This window comes from Kitasatospora sp. NPDC056783 (assembly GCF_042789895.1).
Classification (GTDB): Bacteria; Actinomycetota; Actinomycetes; order Streptomycetales; family Streptomycetaceae; genus Kitasatospora.
This window is the reverse complement of sequence record NZ_JBHUAF010000005.1, coordinates 41998-59387: the sequence shown is the minus strand read 5'-3', so window position 1 is coordinate 59387 and position 17390 is coordinate 41998. Positions and strand designations below refer to the sequence as shown.

The following is a 17390-nucleotide window of genomic DNA, read 5'->3' as shown; positions in this document are numbered from 1 at the left end:
TGGCGCCATGGGGCGCCAGGACCGCAGCGACAGCAGTGGCGGGAGCGCGGGTCGTACCGGTATCGGCTCCTACTGCCCCGTGATCGCCTGGGCGCGCTGCCTCAGATCCTCGGGAACGTCATCCCGCTGGGCGACATCGCGGACCAGGTCCCGCACCTCCGCCTCCTTGTCCGCGGAACCCTCGTCGTCGCTGTTCTCGTCTTCGCCCGCGCTGTTGATGGCGAGGAAGGTCATGGTGTGCTCCTTGCTCCGGTGGGGCTCCTCTGGTCGGTACAGGATCCTGGCGGTCGGGCAGGCACCGTGGGTGGATCCGCCGCCCAAGCCGTTCGAAAGAGTGAAAGCCGGGGCCCGGACGGCCTCGTCGAACGGCACACCGGCCGCCGTCGCACACGCGCCGGAGACAAATGTTTAGTTTTCAACTATAGTTGGCGATGCCGACCAGGCGATCCGAACGCACGAGGAGGAACACCATGGAGCCGTCCGTCACCGACAACGCCGAGAAGTCCCGCTTCGAGATCCACGACGACGGCGAGCTCGCCGGCTTCGCCGAGTACCACCGGTCCGGCAACGAGATCGCCTTCATCCACACCGAGATCGACCCCCGCTTCGAGGGCCGCGGCCTCGCCGGACGGCTGGCCCGCGCCGCACTGGACACTGCACGCGACCAGCAGCTCGCCGTCCTCCCCTACTGCCCCTTCATCCGGGGCTGGATCACCAAGCACCCCGAGTACACCGACCTCGTCCCCACCACCCACCGCGCCCGGTTCGGCCTCTGAAACCCCGACACCATCAAGGCCGCCCCTCATGCGGACCATGAAGGGCCCTTCGGAGCCCTCGGTGGGACCACGGTCCCGGCCGGCGGATGCGTACGGCTATCGAGGGTGCCGGAGACCGCCGCGCAGGGCGCCCGTGATCGGGGCGATGGCCTGCGGGAAGTCGAGGCAGTGGTGGGGGACGGGAAGGACGTGGTGAACGAGGGGGTGGCGGGTCATCGGCTGCCAGCGCGGTGCCGAGGCGGCGGGGACGATGGTGTCGTCGCGGGCCGTCCACACGGTGACGGGGTACTCCAGCGCCCTCGGGCGCGGCCCGTAGCCGTAGGCGTCGATCAGGGTGAGGTCGGAGCGGACGGCTCGTAGCGCCACGCGTCGCTCCGGCGCACGTTCGTCGCCGGGGAGCGGGATGGCGAGGGCCTCGGCCAGTTCGGCCAGGGAACCATCGGTCAGCGAACGGCAGTTCAGGTCGAAGGCGGCGTACTCGGGCGGAGAGAAGGCGGCGCACACGTGCAGGGCGAGGGCCGGGCGCCCGCGTCGTTCCAGGTACCAGGCGACCTCGTACCCGATGACGGCCCCCATGCTGTGCCCGAGGATCACCAGGGGCTCCGTCACGTGGAAGGCCACGGCCTCGGCCAGCTGGGCGGCGAAGTCGGCGAGATCGGCGGCCGGCTCCCGCTCGTCGGCGCCCCGGCCGGGGTACCGCGCGGTCAACGCCCGTACCACGGAGGTGAGATGACGTGGCCACAGTGCGAAGTCGGCGACGCCCCCGCCCACTCCGGGGAGCAGCAGCACGGCGACTTCGGCTTCGGACCATCCCGTCCCGGCCGACAGGTCCCACAACGGGCCGTCGCCGAGCGCTCCGCCTCTCACGGCATCACTCTATCGGAGGATCACCGGGCACCTCCGGATACCCGGGCGTCCGCGCGGGGAAGGATCGGGCCGCATCGGATCGGGGCGTTGACGGGGAGCGGCAATGGGACGTGCGGCGAACATCGGTGGTGGCGGCGTCCACGTGCACGATGTGGCGGTCGTCGGGGTCTCCTGCCGTCTCCCCGGCGGCCTGAACGACCTCGATTCGCTGTGGTCGGCCCTTATCGAGGGCAGGGACCTGGTCACCCGGATGCCCGCCGAGCGCTTCGACGCGCAGGAGTTCACGGACGTGAATCCGCTTCGCCCGGGGCGCAGTTACACGGCGGCGGCCGGGGTGCTCGACGACATCGCGGGCTTCGACGCGGAGTACTTCTCCCTGTCCCCGCGCGAGGCGGCCCGGATGGATCCGCAGCAGCGGCTGCTGCTGGAACTGGCGGCGGAGAGCCTGGACGACGCCGGCCTGGCCCCCGAGGGACTCGCCGGTTCCGGCACCGGGGTCTTCGTCGGGGTGTCCAACCACGCCTACGGCAACCTCCAGCTGAGCCGGTTGGAGACGGTCGACCGGCACACGATGACCGGCCTGGCGACCGGCAACACCGCGGGCCGGCTCTCGCACGCCTTCGACCTGCGCGGCCCGAGCCTGGCTGTGGACACCGCCTGCTCCTCCAGCCTGACGGCCCTTCACCAGGCCTGCGGGTTCCTCGCCTCCGGCGGGGGACTGGCCCTCGCCGCCGGGGTCAACATCCTGATCGGTCCGCACGAGTTCGTCGGCTTCGCCAAAGCCTCGATGCTCTCGCCCACCGGCCGCTGCCGGACCTTCTCCGCCGCCGCCGACGGGTTCGTACGGGCCGAGGGCGGGGTGGTGCTCGTCCTCAAACCCCTCGACCGGGCCCTCGCCGACGGCGACCGCGTCCACGGCGTGATCGTGGCCACCGGCGTCAACAGCGACGGCCGCACCCCGGGTCTGGCCCAGCCCAGCGCGCGGGCCCAGGCCGCCCTCCTGCGCCGGGTGTACGGCACGCCCGGCCCGGACGCCCGCGAGCTGCTGTACCTGGAGGCACACGGCACGGGCACCCCGGTCGGCGACCCGCTGGAGTGCGAAGCCGTGGCGGCGGCCCTGACGAACCGGTGCTCCCCCCGTCGGCCGCTGCCGATCGGGTCGGTCAAGACCAACCTCGGGCACCTGGAGTCCGCCTCGGGCCTGGCGGGGCTGCTCAAGGCGGTCCTCGTCCTGCGGCACCGCGTCCTCCCGCCGTCCCTGCACGGGCTGCCGGTCAACCCGGCCATCGACTTCTCCGGCCTGGGCCTGGCGCCCGTGACCGCGCCTGTGCCGCTCGCCGCCGGGCCGGGCGGGCTGGTCGGCGTGAACTCCTTCGGGTTCGGCGGCTCCAACGCCCATGCCGTCCTCGCACCGGCACCCGCGCCGCCGCCGCGGAACGGTCCCCCTGCCGGTCCCCGCCCCGTCCTGGTCAGTGCCCGCTCCCCAGCCGCGCTCCCCCGGGCCGCCGCCGAACTCGCCGACCACCTCGAAACGGTGGACGGCAGCGCGTTCTACGACCTCGCCCACACCACGACGGTGCGGCGCGGTCGGCACCCCTTCCGCACGGCCGTCGTCGCCTCGGACGCCCGGACCGCCGCCGCCCGTCTGCGCGACGTGGCCGACGCCCCGCCCGTACCGGTGCCGACGAGCGGCGCGGTCGCCTTCGTCTACTGCGGCAACGGCGCCCAGTGGGCCGGCATGGGGCGTCAGCTGCTGACCGCTCCGGCGGACGGCGGGGCGACCGACGGGGCGGCCGCCTTCCGGCATGCCGTCGGCGAGGTGGACGCGGCCCTGGCCCCGCTGCTCGGCTGGTCGGTCCTCGACGAACTGGCGCACGGCACCGATACCGCCCGGCAGGCACGGACGGAAGTGGCCCAGCCGCTGCTCTTCGCCGTGCAGGTGGGGCTCACGGCGGCGCTGGCCGCGTACGGGGTGCGCCCGGCGGGCGTGGCCGGGCACAGCGTGGGCGAGGTCGCCGCCGCCCACGCCTGCGGCGCCCTGGACCTGGCCGCCGCCGCGCGGGTCGTCGCCCACCGCAGCCGGGCCCAGGCCCGTACGGCCGGGTCCGGGCGCATGGCGGCCGTGGGACTGTCCCCCGACCGGGCACGGGAGGAGCTGTCGGCCTTCGGCGGCGCCCTGGAGGTGGCCGCCGTCAACAGCCCGCAGGACGTCACGGTCGCCGGTGACGAGGCCGCCCTCAACCGGCTGGCCCGCCGACTGGCCGGGCAGGGAGTCCACTTCCGTCTGCTGGAGCTCGACCACGCCTTCCACACCGCCCGCATGGACCCCGTCGAAAAGGACCTGCTCACCGCCCTGGACGGACTGCGGCCGGGCCCCGCACGGACCGCGTTCGCCTCCACCGTGACCGGTGCCCTGCAGCCGGGCCAGGACCTGACGGCGCGGTACTGGTGGGACAACGTCCGCCGCCCGGTGCTGCTGCCGAACGCGGTGAGGGCACTGACCGGCCAGGGCTGCGGCGCCTTCGTGGAGATCGGCCCGCACCCCGTCCTCGGCCACTACCTGCGCCGTGTGCTCGCCGCGGACGGCACAGCCCCCACCGTGGTCCTGCCCACCCTCACGCGGGGGCGCGCCGACGTCGAGGCCCTGGAACGGACCGTCGCCGCGCTGCTCGCCGCCGGAGCCCAAACCGACACCGGCGCCTTCTTCCCCGTACCGGCCCGGGTGCTGAGCCTGCCCGCCTACCCCTGGCAGCGGGAACACCACTGGCACGGCTCTCCCGACTGGTTCGGGCACGGCTGCGGCGACGGCCGGCGCCACCACCCCCTGCTCGGCGAACGCACCTCCCACCCCGAGCCGCTGTGGCAGCTGCGGATCGACCCGAGCCGGGACCGGTGGCTCGCCGACCACGTCGTCACCGGCACCGCCGTCCTCCCCGCCGCCGCCTTCGCCGAGGCGGCCCTGGGCGCGGGCCGCCTCCACCACCAGTGCCCCGTGCAACTGGAGGACCTGGCCGTCGAACGCGCCCTCCCCCTGCCCTTCGACGACCCCGCCATGGACATCCGCCTCCAGACCTCGCTCGACGCGGCCGACGGCACGGTCCGCATCGCGAGCCGTGACGGCACCGGTCCCTGGCGCACCCACGCACGCGGGGTGATCCGCCGCCTCCTGCGGGAACGCCCTCCGGCCGAGGACCTCGCCGCGCTGCGGGACCGCATCACCGGCGCGGTCTGCGCGAGCGAAGCCCGGGCCCGGGCCGCCGCCGCGGGCATCGCCTACGGCCCCGCCTTCGAAGTCCTCACCACCCTGCGCGTCGGCGACGGCGAGACCCTCGCCCGCTACGCCCTGCCGGACCCGGACGGCCGAGCGGCGTACGTCCTGCACCCCGTGCTGCTCGACGGCGCGCTCCAGGCAGGCGCGCCCCTGCTCACCCACGGCGGCGACGGGCCCGACGCCCTCTTCCTCCCCTCGGCCGTCGCCGCCCTGCGGGTGTGGGAGGAAGCACCCGCCGAGGGCTGGGTGCACGTACGCCACCGCGACGCGAGCTCACGCGAGGTGTGCTGGGACGTCCGCCTGCTCGACGACCAGGGCCGGGTCACCGCCGAAGCCGACGGCTGCCGGCTGCGCCGCTTCGAGGCCACCGGCACCGCACCCGCCCACCTGACGACGGTCCTGCGCGCGTCGCCCGGCCACCAGCCCGGTTCCCTCGCGCCCCCGCCCGGAATCCCCGCGCCCCGCGACCTGGTCCGCGCGGCCCGGCACGCACTCGACGGACCGGCCTGGGACACCGAGCGGTACGCCGACGCCACGCTGCTGGCCGATCGGCTCGCGGCGCACTTCACCCTCCGCGCCGTCCGTGCCGTGGCCCCCGACGCCGCCTCGTACAGCCCCGAGACCCTGATCGCCGCCGGTGTGCTCCCGGTCCACCGCCGCCTGGTGCAGGCCTCGCTCCGCCAGGCCGAACGCGCGGGCGTCCTGGAACGCGGCGACGACGGCACCTGGACGGCGGCCGTGCGCCCCGATCCCGGCGCCGCCCTCGCGCGGCTGGTGCGAGCACACCCGGAATGCGCCACCGAAGCCGTCCTGCACTCCCACTGCGGCGCCGTGCTACCCGAGGTGCTGCTCGGCCGCAGGGACGCCGTAGCCCTGCTCTTCGACGAGAACACCCGTCACTGGGTCGAGGACTACTACGCCGCCACCACCGTCACACGGCGCTGCAACGCCCTGGCCGCCGGTGTCGTCCGCGAGCTCACCCGGCACTGGCCCGCCGGCCGGCCGCTGCGCGTCCTGGAAGTCGGCGCCGGCACCGGAGGCCTGACCGCGGCGCTCCTCGACGTCCTGCCGCCGGGGCGCACCCACTACACCTTCACCGACCTGTCCGACACGTTCTTCCCGCGCGCCCGTGCCCGCTTCGCCGGTCACGACACCATCGTCCACCGGCCGCTCGACCTGGACCGCGACCCCGAATCCCAGGGATACCGGCCGGGTTCGTACGACCTCGTCGTGGCCGGCAACGTCCTGCACGCCACCGCACGGCTGCGCGAGAGCACGGGACGGGTCACGCGCCTGCTCACCGAGGGCGGGCACCTGGTGGCCGTCGAGACCCACACCCTCGACCGTCTCCTGCCCTGCTTCGGTCCCCTGAGGAGCTTCTGGCACACCGACGACCCGGACCTGCGCCCCGACTCCCCGCTCCTGACCGCCACACAGTGGCAGGACCTGCTCACCGGCCAGGGCTTCGACGCCGCCGCCGGGCTCGGCGAGGACGGGTCGGACGCCGACCACCGCGAGACCGACTACTCCGTCCTCGTCGCCCGACGCGCCGCCGACCGGCCCCGCGCCGACACACGTACGGTCACCGACGCCCCCGCCCAACCGGCGTCCCCCGCCCCCACGACCTCGTGGATCATCGCGACCGAACGCCCCGGCACCCCGCTCGTCCGGTCGCTCCTCGCCGCGCTGCGCGCCACCGGCCCCGCCCCGGTGACCGTCGTCCGGGCCACGACCGACCCCGAGGAATGGGTCGGGCACCTGCGCGCCGACCCGGCGCGCCCCGCGCTGGTTCTCCTGTTCACGGACTCCGGCGGCTCCGGGGTGACGGCATCCGACGACGGCCGGGAGACGCTTGACGAGGCCGTGACCCGCACCGCCGTCCTGCGCGCCGTGGCCCAGGCCTGCGCCCGGCTCCCGCCCGCCGTCGACCCCCTGCTGTGGCTGGTCACCCGCCCGTCCGGCGCGCTGCCCACGGCGGGCGCCCAGCCCTTCCCCCCGGACTGCGTGCCCTGGGCGGTGTCACGCAGCCTCGCCAACGAGAAGCCCCGGCCGGGCGTCCGACGGCTGGCACTCGAACCGGGGCCGTCCGCGACGCTCGACGCGCGGCGGCTGGCCGTCGAGCTGACGACGCCCACGACGGAGGACGAGATCGTCCTCACCCCGGCCGGACGATTCGTCCCCCGGCTGCGCGAACTGCCCGCGCCGACCGCCCCCGCGGGCCGGCGCCCGTACCACCTGCGCCTGCTCCGGCCCGGCCTCGGACACTCCCTCGACTGGATCCCGGCATCCGACCCGCCGGCCCCCGGTCCCGGCGAGCTCGTGATCGAGGTGCGGGCGGCCGGGCTCAACTACCGTGACGTGCTGCTGGCCACCGGCTCGCTGCCGCCGGGCGCGGAACCCTCCCCACCCGGCGAGCACAGCCTCGGGCTGGAGGCCTCCGGCATCGTCACCGCCGTCGGGGAGGGAACCTCGCTCCGGGTGGGGGAACGCGTCTTCACCTGCGTGCCCGGAGCGCTGTCCTCACACCTCCTCGTGCCCGCGGCAGCCACCGGACGCATGCCGGACGGCATGACGTTCACCGAGGCCGCGACCCTGCCCGTCGCCTTCTTCACCGTCCAGCACTCCCTGGAGCACCTGGCCCGCCTCACCGCCGGGGAGACGCTCCTCCTGCACGGCGCCGCCGGCGGCGTGGGACTCGCCGCCCTCCAGTACGCCCACCACGTCGGAGCCCGGATCATCGCGACGGCCGGCAGCCCCGCCAAACGCAACCTGCTCGAACTGCTGGGCGCCGAACACGTCCTGGACTCCCGCACCCTCGCCTTCGCCGACCAGGTACGGGAACTCACCGACGGCGAGGGCGTCGACGTCGTCCTCAACTCGCTCGCCGGCGAGGCCATCAGCCGCAACCTCGGCGTGCTCCGCCCCGGTGGCCGCCTCGTCGAACTGGGCAAGCGCGACATCCACACCGGCGGTCGGCTGGCCCTGCGCGCCTTCCGCAACAACCTGTCGTTCCACGCCGTCGACGCCCTCCGACTGCTCTCCCGGCAACCGGAGCTGTCCGCGCGCCACTTCGACGCCCTCACCCGGCGCGTCCAGCAGGGCGTCTACCGCCCGCTGCCGTACCACCTCCACCCCGCCCACGACGTGACGGACGCGTTCACGCGACTGCGCCGCTCGCACCACGTCGGCAAGGTCGTCGTCACCCTCGACTCCGCACCGCGCCTTTCCGAACCGCCTCGCCGCCTCGTCTGCGACCCCACCGCCACCTACCTCGTCACCGGTGGTCTCACCGGCCTCGGCGCCGAGGTCGCCGGCCTCCTCGCCCAGCGCGGAGCCCGCCACCTGGCCCTGCTCTCCCGCCGCGGCTCCGCCACGCCGGGCGCCGACACCCTGGTGGCCGCACTGGCCCGCACGGGCGCCACCACCACGGCGTACGCGGCGGACGTCGCCGACCCCGACGCACTCGGCGACGTCCTCGCCCGCATCGCCGCCACCGGGCACCCCCTGCGCGGCATCGTCCACTCCGCCATGACCGTGGGCGACGCCCTGCTGACCGAGCTGGACGACGCGACCGTCGAATCGGTCCTCACTCCGAAACTCCGCGGCACCCTGCTCCTGGACCGCCTCAGCCGCGGCCTCCCGCTGGAGTTCTTCGTCGTCCACTCCTCCGTCTCCGCCACCGTCGGCCACCGCGCCCAGGCCGCCTACGCCGCCGGCAACCTCGCCATGGAGGGCGTCGTCCGCGCCCGCCGGGCCGCGGGCCTGCCAGGCCTGTCCATCGGCTGGGGACTCATCGGCGAGATCGGCAGCGCGGCGTACGAGGAGGTCAGCCGGGTACTGGAACGGATGGGCCTCGCCCCCATGCGCACCGACCGGATCCTCGCCGCCCTCGAAGACCTCATGACCCGCCCACACCGCGAACCCGGCGACACCGACACCCGGTCCGCGGTCGACGACCACGAGCAATCCGCCCTCCTGGTCGGCCACTTCGACTTCGCCCGCCTCGCCACGGTCCTGCCCGCCGTCCGCGCACCACGCTTCACCGCCGTCCTGCCCGCCCGGGATTCCGGCAACGTCCGCGCCGTCGCCCGACGCCCCCACGGCCCCGGGGACGCCCCCGCCCCCGGCCGGGCCGAACTCGCCGACCTGCTCGCGGCCCTCGTCGCCCGCATCACCCACCGCTCACCCGAGCGCGTCGACCGGTCCCGGGGGCTCGACGCGCTCGGCCTGGACTCCCTCATGGCCACCGAACTGGTGGTCGCCCTCCAACGCGAACTGGGCATCGACCTCCCCACCATCGAGGTCATCAACGCCGGCAGCGTCAACGACCTCGCCCACCGCCTCCAGGGCCTCCTGGGCCCAGCCGCAGCCCACCCGTGACCCCTGCGGCACCCATGCCCCGCCCAGGAGGCGGACGGCCCTCCGCCGCGCAGGCTCAGGGACCTCACGGCGAACCTGGTGAGCTGGGACAACGACCTGTACTCCACGCCAAGGGGACCGCGGGCGGCCAGGACCGCCACAATCTGGTCGAGGTCCTGGCCCGCCACCGCCGCTGCACCCCGGCCGAGGCCCGACAGGCGGCCGTCGCCATGCGTGACGCCGAGATGCGCGCGTTCGTCGAGCTGAGCCGAACCGTCCACGCGAACGGCGGCGACGCGGCCTCCGCGTACGCCCGGAGCCTCGGGCTATGGCTGCGCGGGCACATCGACTGGTCGAGCGGCAGCTCCCGGTTCGACGTACCGGCCCCTGCGGCCAGCGAGACCCTACGGCTCCACACCCCCAACTGGATCCTGATGCGCCGGGCAGTGGCACCGCTGCACTACGGCGGCGCCCTCCTGAGGCCGGGGGCGGAGATCCTCTTCAGCCCGGCCGCGCTGCACCGCTCCCCCTCCCCCTCCCCCTCCTCGGCCGCGCCCGAGATCCACGGCTTCCCCGGCGGCGAGGTCTTCGCCGTCCTGTCCTGGGGCAGCGACACCGCCCCCTTCACGCGGCACATGATCGTGATGAAGCGCGTCATGTGACACCCACTCGGGACCCGGTCCACCGGCGGCGCCCCATTCGTCCGGTTGCGGGGCGCCCGGAACCGGTGCTCTCCTGCTGGTGTCAGGCAGTGCGAGGATCGGAGCCGATGTGTCCTCCCCCGATGCCGTCGCGCCCCAGGAGGCCGCGGACCGGCTGGCCATCCGCCGGCTGGTCGACGCCTACGCGCACTGCGCGGACCGCCGGGACGCCGAGGGCCAGATGGCCCTGTTCACCGAGGACAGCCGCTTCCTGGTCCACCTGGACGCCACGGCCGACGAGCCGACCCAGGAGCTGCGCGGACGCGCCGCCCTCGCGCCGGTCTTCGCCGATCTCGACCGCTACCGGGCCACCACCCACTTCAACGGCCAGAGCACCGTGGCCCTCGACGGCGACCGGGCCGAGGGCGAGACCTACTGCCTGGCGCACCACGTCTCGTACGGCACGGACGACGAGCGCACGATCATGACCGCGTCCCTCCGCTACCTCGACCGGTTCGTCAGGCAGGACGGCGACTGGCTCTTCGCCGAACGCCGACTGCTGGTCGACTGGACCGAGACCCGCCCCTGCAAGCCCTGACGCCCGGCGTCCCCGGGGCGAAAGCGATGGCACCCATGGCCGAGCGATCCACCGTCCGCACCGTGACCTACGACCTGCTGCGCACGCTCGGGCTCACCACGGTCTTCGGCAACCCCGGCTCCACCGAGGAGCCCTTCCTCCAGGACTTCCCCCCGGACTTCCGCTACGTCCTGGCCCTCCAGGAGGCCTCCGCCGTCACCATGGCCGACGCCTTCGCCCAGGTCACCGGCCGCCCCGCGCTGGTCAACCTGCACTCCTCGGCCGGCACCGGCAACGCGATGGGCAACCTGGTGGCGGCGTACCACGCGCACACCCCCCTGATCGTCACCGCCGGCCAGCAGCACCGGGAGCTGCTGATCGGCGAGCCGTACCTCGCCAACCGCGAGGCGACCCTGCTGCCGCGGCCCTGGGTGAAGTGGTCCTACGAGCCGGCCCGCGCCCAGGACGTCCCCGAGGCCTTCATGCGCGCCTACGCGCAGGCGCTCCAACCGCCCGCCGGGCCGGTCTACCTGTCGATTCCGATGGACGACTGGCGGCAGCCGCTGCCCGGATTCACCCGGGTGCGGACGGTGAGCACCCGAGTGGCCCCCGACCCGGAGCGGCTGCGGGCCTTCGCCGAACGCCTCACCGCCGCCCGCAGGCCCGCGCTGGTCTTCGGACCCGAGGTCGACCGCGGCGGCGGCTGGGACGCGGCCGTCGCCCTGGCCGAGAAACTGCGCGCCGCCGTCTACGGCGCCCCGTTGGCGGAACGCGCTTCCTTCCCCGAGGACCATCCGCTCTACGCCGGCCCGCTGGGCCTGTCGGTGAAGGCCGTCGGCGACCGGCTGGCCGGGCACGACCTGGCCGTCGTGATCGGCGCGGAGGTGTTCCGCTACTACCCCTACGTTCCCGGCGACTACCTGCCCGCGGGCACCGACCTGCTGCAGATCACCGGCGACCCGCGGGCCGCCGCCGCGGCACGGGCCGGCGACAGCCTGCTCGGCGATCCCCGGCTCGCGGTCGAAGGACTGCTGGACCTGGTCGAGGAGGGCTCGGCCCGCACCGCCCCTGGCCCGATGCCACGGCCCCGGGTGCTGCCGTTCGCCCCGACCCTCCCGCTCCCACCGCCCGCGGTCTACGCCGCGCTGAGCCGGGTCCGCCCGCCGGACGCCGTCATCGTCAACGAGTCCACCTCGACCATGGCCGAGCAGCTCGAATGGCTGCCCGCCACCCGCCCCGGCTCCTTCTTCGCCACGGCCAGCGGCGGCATCGGCTGGGCCGTCCCGGCGGCGGTGGGCGTGGCGCTGGCCGACCGGGAGCGCGGGGTGCGGCGCCCGGTGGTCGGCCTGATCGGCGACGGCTCCTTCCAGTACTCCGTGCAGGCCCTCCACACCGCCGCCCGGCAGCGCCTGCCGATCGTCTACGTGGTCCTGCGCAACCACGAGTACGCGATCCTCAAGTCCTTCGCCCGGCTGGAGGACACCCCGGGGGTTCCCGGACTCGACCTGCCCGGTCTGGACATCGCCTCCCTCTCCCGCGGCTTCGGCTGCCGCGCCGTCGACGTGAGGACGGTCGAGGAGCTGGAGCGGGAGTTCGCGGCGGCGCTGGAGGCCGGCACCGCCACCGTCATCGTCGTCCCCACCCTGCCCCAGCCGGCCGCGCTGTAGGGCGCACGACGAGCCCGGACGACCCGATGGGATCAGGTCATCGAGCGCGGCGCGCGCCGGCCGACCGGCCGGCGCCGATTCAGCGGCCGTGACGGACGCCGCCCCCGCGCCCACCTGGCCTTCCTCGGCCCGGCCGCCGTCCCGCGCCGCCGCGGCCGGCCCTCGGGATCACCGCCGGGGGCACGGTCCTGGCCGCGGCCGGGACGGCTGGCGCGGGCCCGGGACGCGTACTCACATCCCAAGCCCCTGCTGGAACGAGCGTTCGACACCGGATGTCTCGCCGCCCGCGCGGAAGGCCCCCCGAGGTTCACGCGGCGGCTGTCCGAAAAGGTCGCCGCACCCACGCGGCGTGGTTGCGCGGGCCGCCTCGCGGCCGTGAGCCTGTGACGACGACCGTCGGGAGCGGCGCTCCACGGGTGGGGACCTGGCGGTGGCGGGGCGCAGCCGGGGCGGGCACGTCCGGTCGGGGAGGGGGAGGCTTTGGCACCGGTCAGTCACAACCTGGAGATGCCGGACAAGAGACCGTCACATCCGTACGGCTCCCTGCGCAGGGAGAGGGTTCCCGACCACGACGGAGACCTCGAAATGGCGCGCCACCACGTGACGCCCTACAACCAGCTCAAAGCCCTCTGGAACGCCAATTCCACGGCTCCGGAAGTCGCGAGGACCCTTCTCCTGGCGATCGACGCGAACATCGATGATTACAGCGACATGTCGGTTTCCGCCCGCAAGGACAACCAGCGAGTCCGCGAGTTCTGCGCGCTGGTCGCGAACGGTGAGGTCACCCACGATCCGAGCGGCGACCGGCATCCCGGCTGGGACGGCTTCTGCGAGATCTACGCCTGGCTCCCCGGGAACCTCTTCATCGGCCCCGCGAACCGAGCCGACGATCCTGGAGACCACTTCGAGAAGGACGCCCGGCCGATATTCTCGTCGGCCGGCGGAGCCGCTCCCCGCTACGAGCTCCTCTCCCTCGTCAACGCGAAGATCAGCGAACACCTGACGTCCAAGACCGTCCGGTCGGCCGAAGAGGCCTACGGAAAGCTGGCCGAGGTTGCCACGAACGCCCGCTACGTGGATTTCCAAGGGTGCCACTGGACATGGGAGAGCGACCCGGCGGAGCTGGAAAGGCTGAATCCGAAGGTGAGGAAACCGAACGCGGGGCCCAGGATCGCACCGGGCGCCGGCTCGTGACCGCGAGGAGGGGGACTCCAGTGGATCTTGACGCCCTGAAGGGGCACCTGACGGGTCTGGGGGACCCACCGACGCTGCGCGCCGACGACGCCGCGCTTCCCGGGCGGCTGCGCACCGTCCTGGCGGCCTTCCCGGACGGCGCGTGCCGGGGTGCGGCCGGCAGCGGGCGGCCCGACGTGGACGCGGGGCGTACGAAGCTGAGGCTCCCCCTCGTCTGGGAGTCCGCCGCCTGGCCCGCCGGGGCGCTGGTGGCCATGTCGGTGAAGACGGTGACGGTGACCGTGACCGCCCAGGGCTCGGTGTCCGTGGTGCTCGGCGGCACGTTCGACGGCGTCGAGGTGGAGTCGACGCTGGCCGTGGACGACGTCGGGTGGCTGACCGCCGCCGTGCGGCCGCGGCAGCCGGGCGCGTTCGCCCGCGCGCTGGACGAACTGGGCGGCCGTTTCGCGGGCGGCGACCTGTGGCGGACCGCGCGGGAGGGGCTGCGCGCGTTCGGATTCGATCCCGGGGACGTCGCGGGCTTCGACTACCGCCTGGTCAGGACGGGACAGGGCGCGTCGGCCGGCCACCAGGTGACCTCCGTCGCGATCGTCGCCGACCTCGACGTCAAGGGGCTTCCGCTGGAGGTCGCCCTGCGGCTTCCCGACCTGGGTGTCACCGGCAGGCTGCGCGACGGCAAGCCGGTCGACGTCCGGTCCCTCCTGGAGTCGTTCGGCATCCCCGCGGGAGAGGTGCCCGAGTCCGCCGCCGTCAGCGAGCTGACGTTCGGAGCCCGGCTCGGGGACTGGTACCTGCTCCAGGTGAAGGCCACCGGCGACTGGTCGCCCGGGCCCTTCACCGTCACCTCCCTGAGCCTGTACGTCTACCAGGACGCCCTCCAGGGGCTCACCGCCCGCATCGCGGGCACCGCGACGATCGGCTCCTCCCTCGACATCGAGGTCTCGGCCGCGAAGGCCGCCGACGACAAGGGCGGCTGGACCTTCGGCGGCGGCCTGGAGCCGGGCGAGGCGCTGCGCATGGCGGACGTCCTCGACGCCCTGCACCTGCCCGACGCGCCGGAGCCGGTCAAGGCGATGGAGCTCACCGCGCTGTGGCTGTCGCACACCACCGGCACCGGCACCCTCGACTTCGTCTGCCGGGGAGAGGTCACGATCGCGCAAGGCGTGACGGCCACGCTGGAGGCGAGGATCGGCAAGGACGACTCCGGCGCGCGGTACAGCGGCGTCCTCGACATCGACGGCTTCACCTTCGACGTCGTCTTCGACAGCCGGACCTCCGGCACCCACGTCCTGGCCGCCACCTACCGCAGCCCCGGCGAGGGCACCGGGATCGCCCTGCGGGACTGGGTCGCGCACTTCTCCCCCGCTCTGGCCGAGGACGTGCCCGACAGCCTGCGGATCGACCTCAAGGACGCCAAGTTCGTCCGGGTCACGCCGCCCGGCGGCCCCGCGCGGTTCTGCGTCGGCGTGGACCTCTCGGCGGACTTCGACCTCACCCACCTCCCCCTGGTCGGCGGGTTCCTCGCGGGGGCGGGCGGCGACCTGGCGGTGCGCAACCTCCAGGTCCTGTACAGCTCCGACGTCTTCGACAAGGAGACGACCGCCGTGGTGAACGCGCTGCTCGGGCAGGCGCGGGTGGTGCCGCTGCCGGAGGCGGGGCTGAAGGCCGGGGTGGGGGCCCTGGCGGACCTGCGGATCGGGAAGGACACCGTCCCGGTCGCCCTCGGCGTGCCCCCGGCGGGGACCGGTGGGGCGGGAACGCCCGGACAGCCGGCGGCACCAGGCGCGCCGGGCACGCCAAGCACGCCGAACACGCCCGCCGGCCCGGCGTCCACCGCCGTGTGGGTGCAGGTGCAGAAGCAGCTGGGCGTGGTGCAGATCAACCGGGTCGGGGTGGTCTACCAGAACAACGCGCTGCTGTTCGCCCTGGACGCGGGAGTCACCCTGGGTCCGCTGTCCCTCTCGCTGGACGGCCTGGCGGTCGGCTCGGCCCTGGACCACTTCGCGCCCGTCTTCCAGCTCGACGGCGTCGGCGTGGGATACACCGCTCCCCCGGTGGAGATCGCGGGCGCGCTGCTGCGCATCCCGGCCGCACAGCTGGGCCAGGACGTGCTCTTCCAGTTCGACGGGACGGCGACCATCGCCGTGCCCGACTTCTCGCTCGCCGCCATCGGCTCGTACGCCCAGCTGAAGGACGGCTGGCCGTCGCTGTTCCTGTTCGGCCAGCTGGAGGCGCCGCTCGGCGGGCCGCCGCCGCTGCTGGTCACGGGCCTGATGGCCGGGTTCGGCTTCAACCGGGAGCTGACCCTGCCGACCGCCCGGGAGGTGACCGGGTTCCCGCTGCTGACCCTGAACAAGCAGGGCCCCGACGCCGCCAAGCGGCCCTCCGACGTGCTGGACGTCCTGGAGGGGCGCGAACCCGCCGTGCCGGGCGGGCCGTCGCACACGTGGATCTCCCCGAAGGAGGGGTCCTACTGGCTGGCCCTCGGGATCGAGTTCACGGTCGCCGAAGTGGTCAACGCCAAGGTGCTGCTGGCCGCCGAGTTCGGCCGGGAACTGGCGCTGGCCGTCCTCGGCATCGCCACCGTCCAGCTGCCGATGCCTGCCGAGTCCGCGACCCGCACCTACGTGTACGCCGAACTGGGCCTGGAGGCGGAGGTCCGCCCGCTCGCCGGGAGCTTCGAGCTGGCCGCCCAGCTCGCGCCCGTGTCGTACGTGCTGACCCCGGACTGCCACCTCACCGGCGGGTTCGCCGCCGCCCTGTGGTTCGGGCCGCACCCGAACGCCGGTCAGTTCGTGGTCACCCTCGGCGGCTACCACCCCGCCTTCGAGAAGCCCGCCTCCTACCCCGACGTGCCACGCCTCGGCATCGACTGGGCGGTCAGCGGCAACCTGACGATCACCGCCCAGGCCTACCTCGCGGTGACCCCGTCCTGCGCGATGGCCGGGGGCCGGCTGAGCATCGACTTCCACGCCGGGGACTTCCGGGCGTGGTTCACCGCCCAGGCCGATCTGCTGCTGTCCTGGCGGCCGTTCTCCTTCACCGCCCGGATCTCGGTGAGCATCGGCGCCTCCTACACGATCAACGTCGGGATCATCCACAAGACGATCAGCGTGTCCGTGGGCGCCGACCTGGAACTGTGGGGGCCGCCGACGGGCGGCTCGGTCACCGCGCACTTCGTCGGCTTCTCCAAGACGATCGGCTTCGGTCCCGCCCGCTCCGGCACCGCCACCAAGGCGCTGGGCTGGAGCGAGTTCGCCGACCTGCTGCCGAAGCCCGCCGACGTCGTCACCGTCGGGCCGGTCGGCGGCATCGACGGGGCCGTCGAGGACACCGCCGGCCACGACCGGGGCAACAGCGGCAAGACCTGGTACGCCCGCGCCCGTGACCTGCGCTTCTTCACCCAGTCCGCGGTGCCCGCCAGCCACCTGCGGACCGGCACGGACCCGCTGTCCACACCCCGCGCCGAGGACGGCCCCGGCGTCGACGTGCGGCCCATGGACCTGTCCGGGCTGGTCGGCGAGCACCGGCTGACGCTGTTCCACGAGGACGCGCCCGCCCCGATGGACGGCTGGACGACGACCCCGCGCACCCACCACCTGCCCGCCGCCCTGTGGGGCGCCCCGCCGACCCCCTTCAGCCACACCCCGGGCGCCCCCAGCGCCGAGGTCCTCGCCGACCGCCCGGTCGGCTGGGACGTGCGGGCACCCCGGCCTCAACTCGCCGACTCGCGTGGGGTGTTCCCGCTCAGCGAGTACTCCGCCGACGAGATCCCGCCCGGCCTCGCCCCGCTGCCCTCCGCCCCCGCCGACCGTGACGACGTCTTCGTCCCCGACGACACCAGCGTGCGGCGCATCGGACAGACCGACCGGGGTCCGGCGCGGACCGGGCGCGACCAGGTGTGCGCGGCGCTCGTCGACGCCGGGCTGCTCGACGGCCCGTCCGACGCGCTGAGCACCCTGGCCGCCGGCGCCGGCCACTTCTTCGGCCAGGCACCGATGGTGCGCAACCCCGACCGGACGTGAGGGAGCAGACCAC

The 17390-nt window shown here is 74.3% G+C and carries 9 protein-coding genes; 7 read left to right on the top strand and 2 right to left on the bottom strand.

The window, feature by feature from the left end; translation table 11 throughout:
- Nucleotides 1-69: 69 nt before the first annotated feature.
- Nucleotides 70-234: a hypothetical protein gene (locus ACFRMQ_RS02110; protein ID WP_380725904.1), complete on the bottom strand. Its 165-nt coding sequence runs from the start codon at nucleotides 232-234 to the stop codon at nucleotides 70-72.
- Between the two features lie 236 nt (nucleotides 235-470).
- Here ACFRMQ_RS02110 and ACFRMQ_RS02105 point away from each other — a divergent pair, with 236 nt between their 5' ends.
- Entirely contained in the window at nucleotides 471-776 is a 306-nt protein-coding gene (locus ACFRMQ_RS02105) for a GNAT family N-acetyltransferase (protein WP_380725902.1), read from the top strand.
- 96 nt (nucleotides 777-872) lie between these two features.
- On the opposite strand, the gene ACFRMQ_RS02100 is transcribed toward ACFRMQ_RS02105, so the two are convergent.
- Nucleotides 873-1643: a thioesterase II family protein gene (locus ACFRMQ_RS02100; protein WP_380725900.1), complete on the bottom strand. Its 771-nt coding sequence runs from the start codon at nucleotides 1641-1643 to the stop codon at nucleotides 873-875.
- Nucleotides 1644-1746: 103 nt separating this feature from the next.
- Between ACFRMQ_RS02100 and ACFRMQ_RS02095 the strand changes: the two genes are divergently transcribed.
- From ACFRMQ_RS02095 to ACFRMQ_RS02070, 6 genes are all read left to right on the top strand, one after another.
- Nucleotides 1747-9294 (top strand): SDR family NAD(P)-dependent oxidoreductase, encoded by a 7548-nt coding sequence (locus ACFRMQ_RS02095; RefSeq protein WP_380725898.1) that lies wholly within the window; start codon nucleotides 1747-1749, stop codon nucleotides 9292-9294.
- A gap of 209 nt (nucleotides 9295-9503) precedes the next feature.
- On the top strand, nucleotides 9504-9935 hold the full coding sequence (locus ACFRMQ_RS02090) for a hypothetical protein (protein WP_380725896.1): 432 nt from the start codon (nucleotides 9504-9506) through the stop codon (nucleotides 9933-9935).
- 109 nt (nucleotides 9936-10044) lie between these two features.
- The gene (locus ACFRMQ_RS02085; RefSeq protein WP_380725894.1) at nucleotides 10045-10512 is read left to right on the top strand and encodes a nuclear transport factor 2 family protein; all 468 of its coding nucleotides are present in this window, start codon (nucleotides 10045-10047) and stop codon (nucleotides 10510-10512) included.
- A gap of 35 nt (nucleotides 10513-10547) precedes the next feature.
- Nucleotides 10548-12158 carry a benzoylformate decarboxylase gene (mdlC, locus tag ACFRMQ_RS02080; RefSeq protein ID WP_380725892.1) on the top strand — a complete coding sequence of 537 codons (1611 nt, stop codon included), beginning with the start codon at nucleotides 10548-10550 and terminating at the stop codon, nucleotides 12156-12158.
- A gap of 507 nt (nucleotides 12159-12665) precedes the next feature.
- Nucleotides 12666-13352: a hypothetical protein gene (locus tag ACFRMQ_RS02075; protein ID WP_380725890.1), complete on the top strand. Its 687-nt coding sequence runs from the start codon at nucleotides 12666-12668 to the stop codon at nucleotides 13350-13352.
- 20 nt (nucleotides 13353-13372) lie between these two features.
- Nucleotides 13373-17377, top strand: a complete 4005-nt coding sequence (locus tag ACFRMQ_RS02070) for a DUF6603 domain-containing protein (protein ID WP_380725888.1) — start codon at nucleotides 13373-13375, stop codon at nucleotides 17375-17377.
- The last annotated feature ends 13 nt before the right edge of the window (nucleotides 17378-17390 follow it).

Excerpts from the sequence above, each read along its gene's own strand:
- ACFRMQ_RS02110 (WP_380725904.1), bottom strand. The coding sequence starts at position 234 with ATGACCTTCCTCGCCATCAACAGCGCGGGCGAAGACGAGAACAGCGAC.
- ACFRMQ_RS02105 (WP_380725902.1), top strand. The coding sequence starts at position 471 with ATGGAGCCGTCCGTCACCGACAACGCCGAGAAGTCCCGCTTCGAGATC.
- ACFRMQ_RS02095 (WP_380725898.1), top strand. The coding sequence starts at position 1,747 with ATGGGACGTGCGGCGAACATCGGTGGTGGCGGCGTCCACGTGCACGAT.
- ACFRMQ_RS02090 (WP_380725896.1), top strand. The coding sequence starts at position 9,504 with ATGCGTGACGCCGAGATGCGCGCGTTCGTCGAGCTGAGCCGAACCGTC.
- mdlC (WP_380725892.1), top strand. The coding sequence starts at position 10,548 with ATGGCCGAGCGATCCACCGTCCGCACCGTGACCTACGACCTGCTGCGC.
- ACFRMQ_RS02075 (WP_380725890.1), top strand. The coding sequence starts at position 12,666 with ATGCCGGACAAGAGACCGTCACATCCGTACGGCTCCCTGCGCAGGGAG.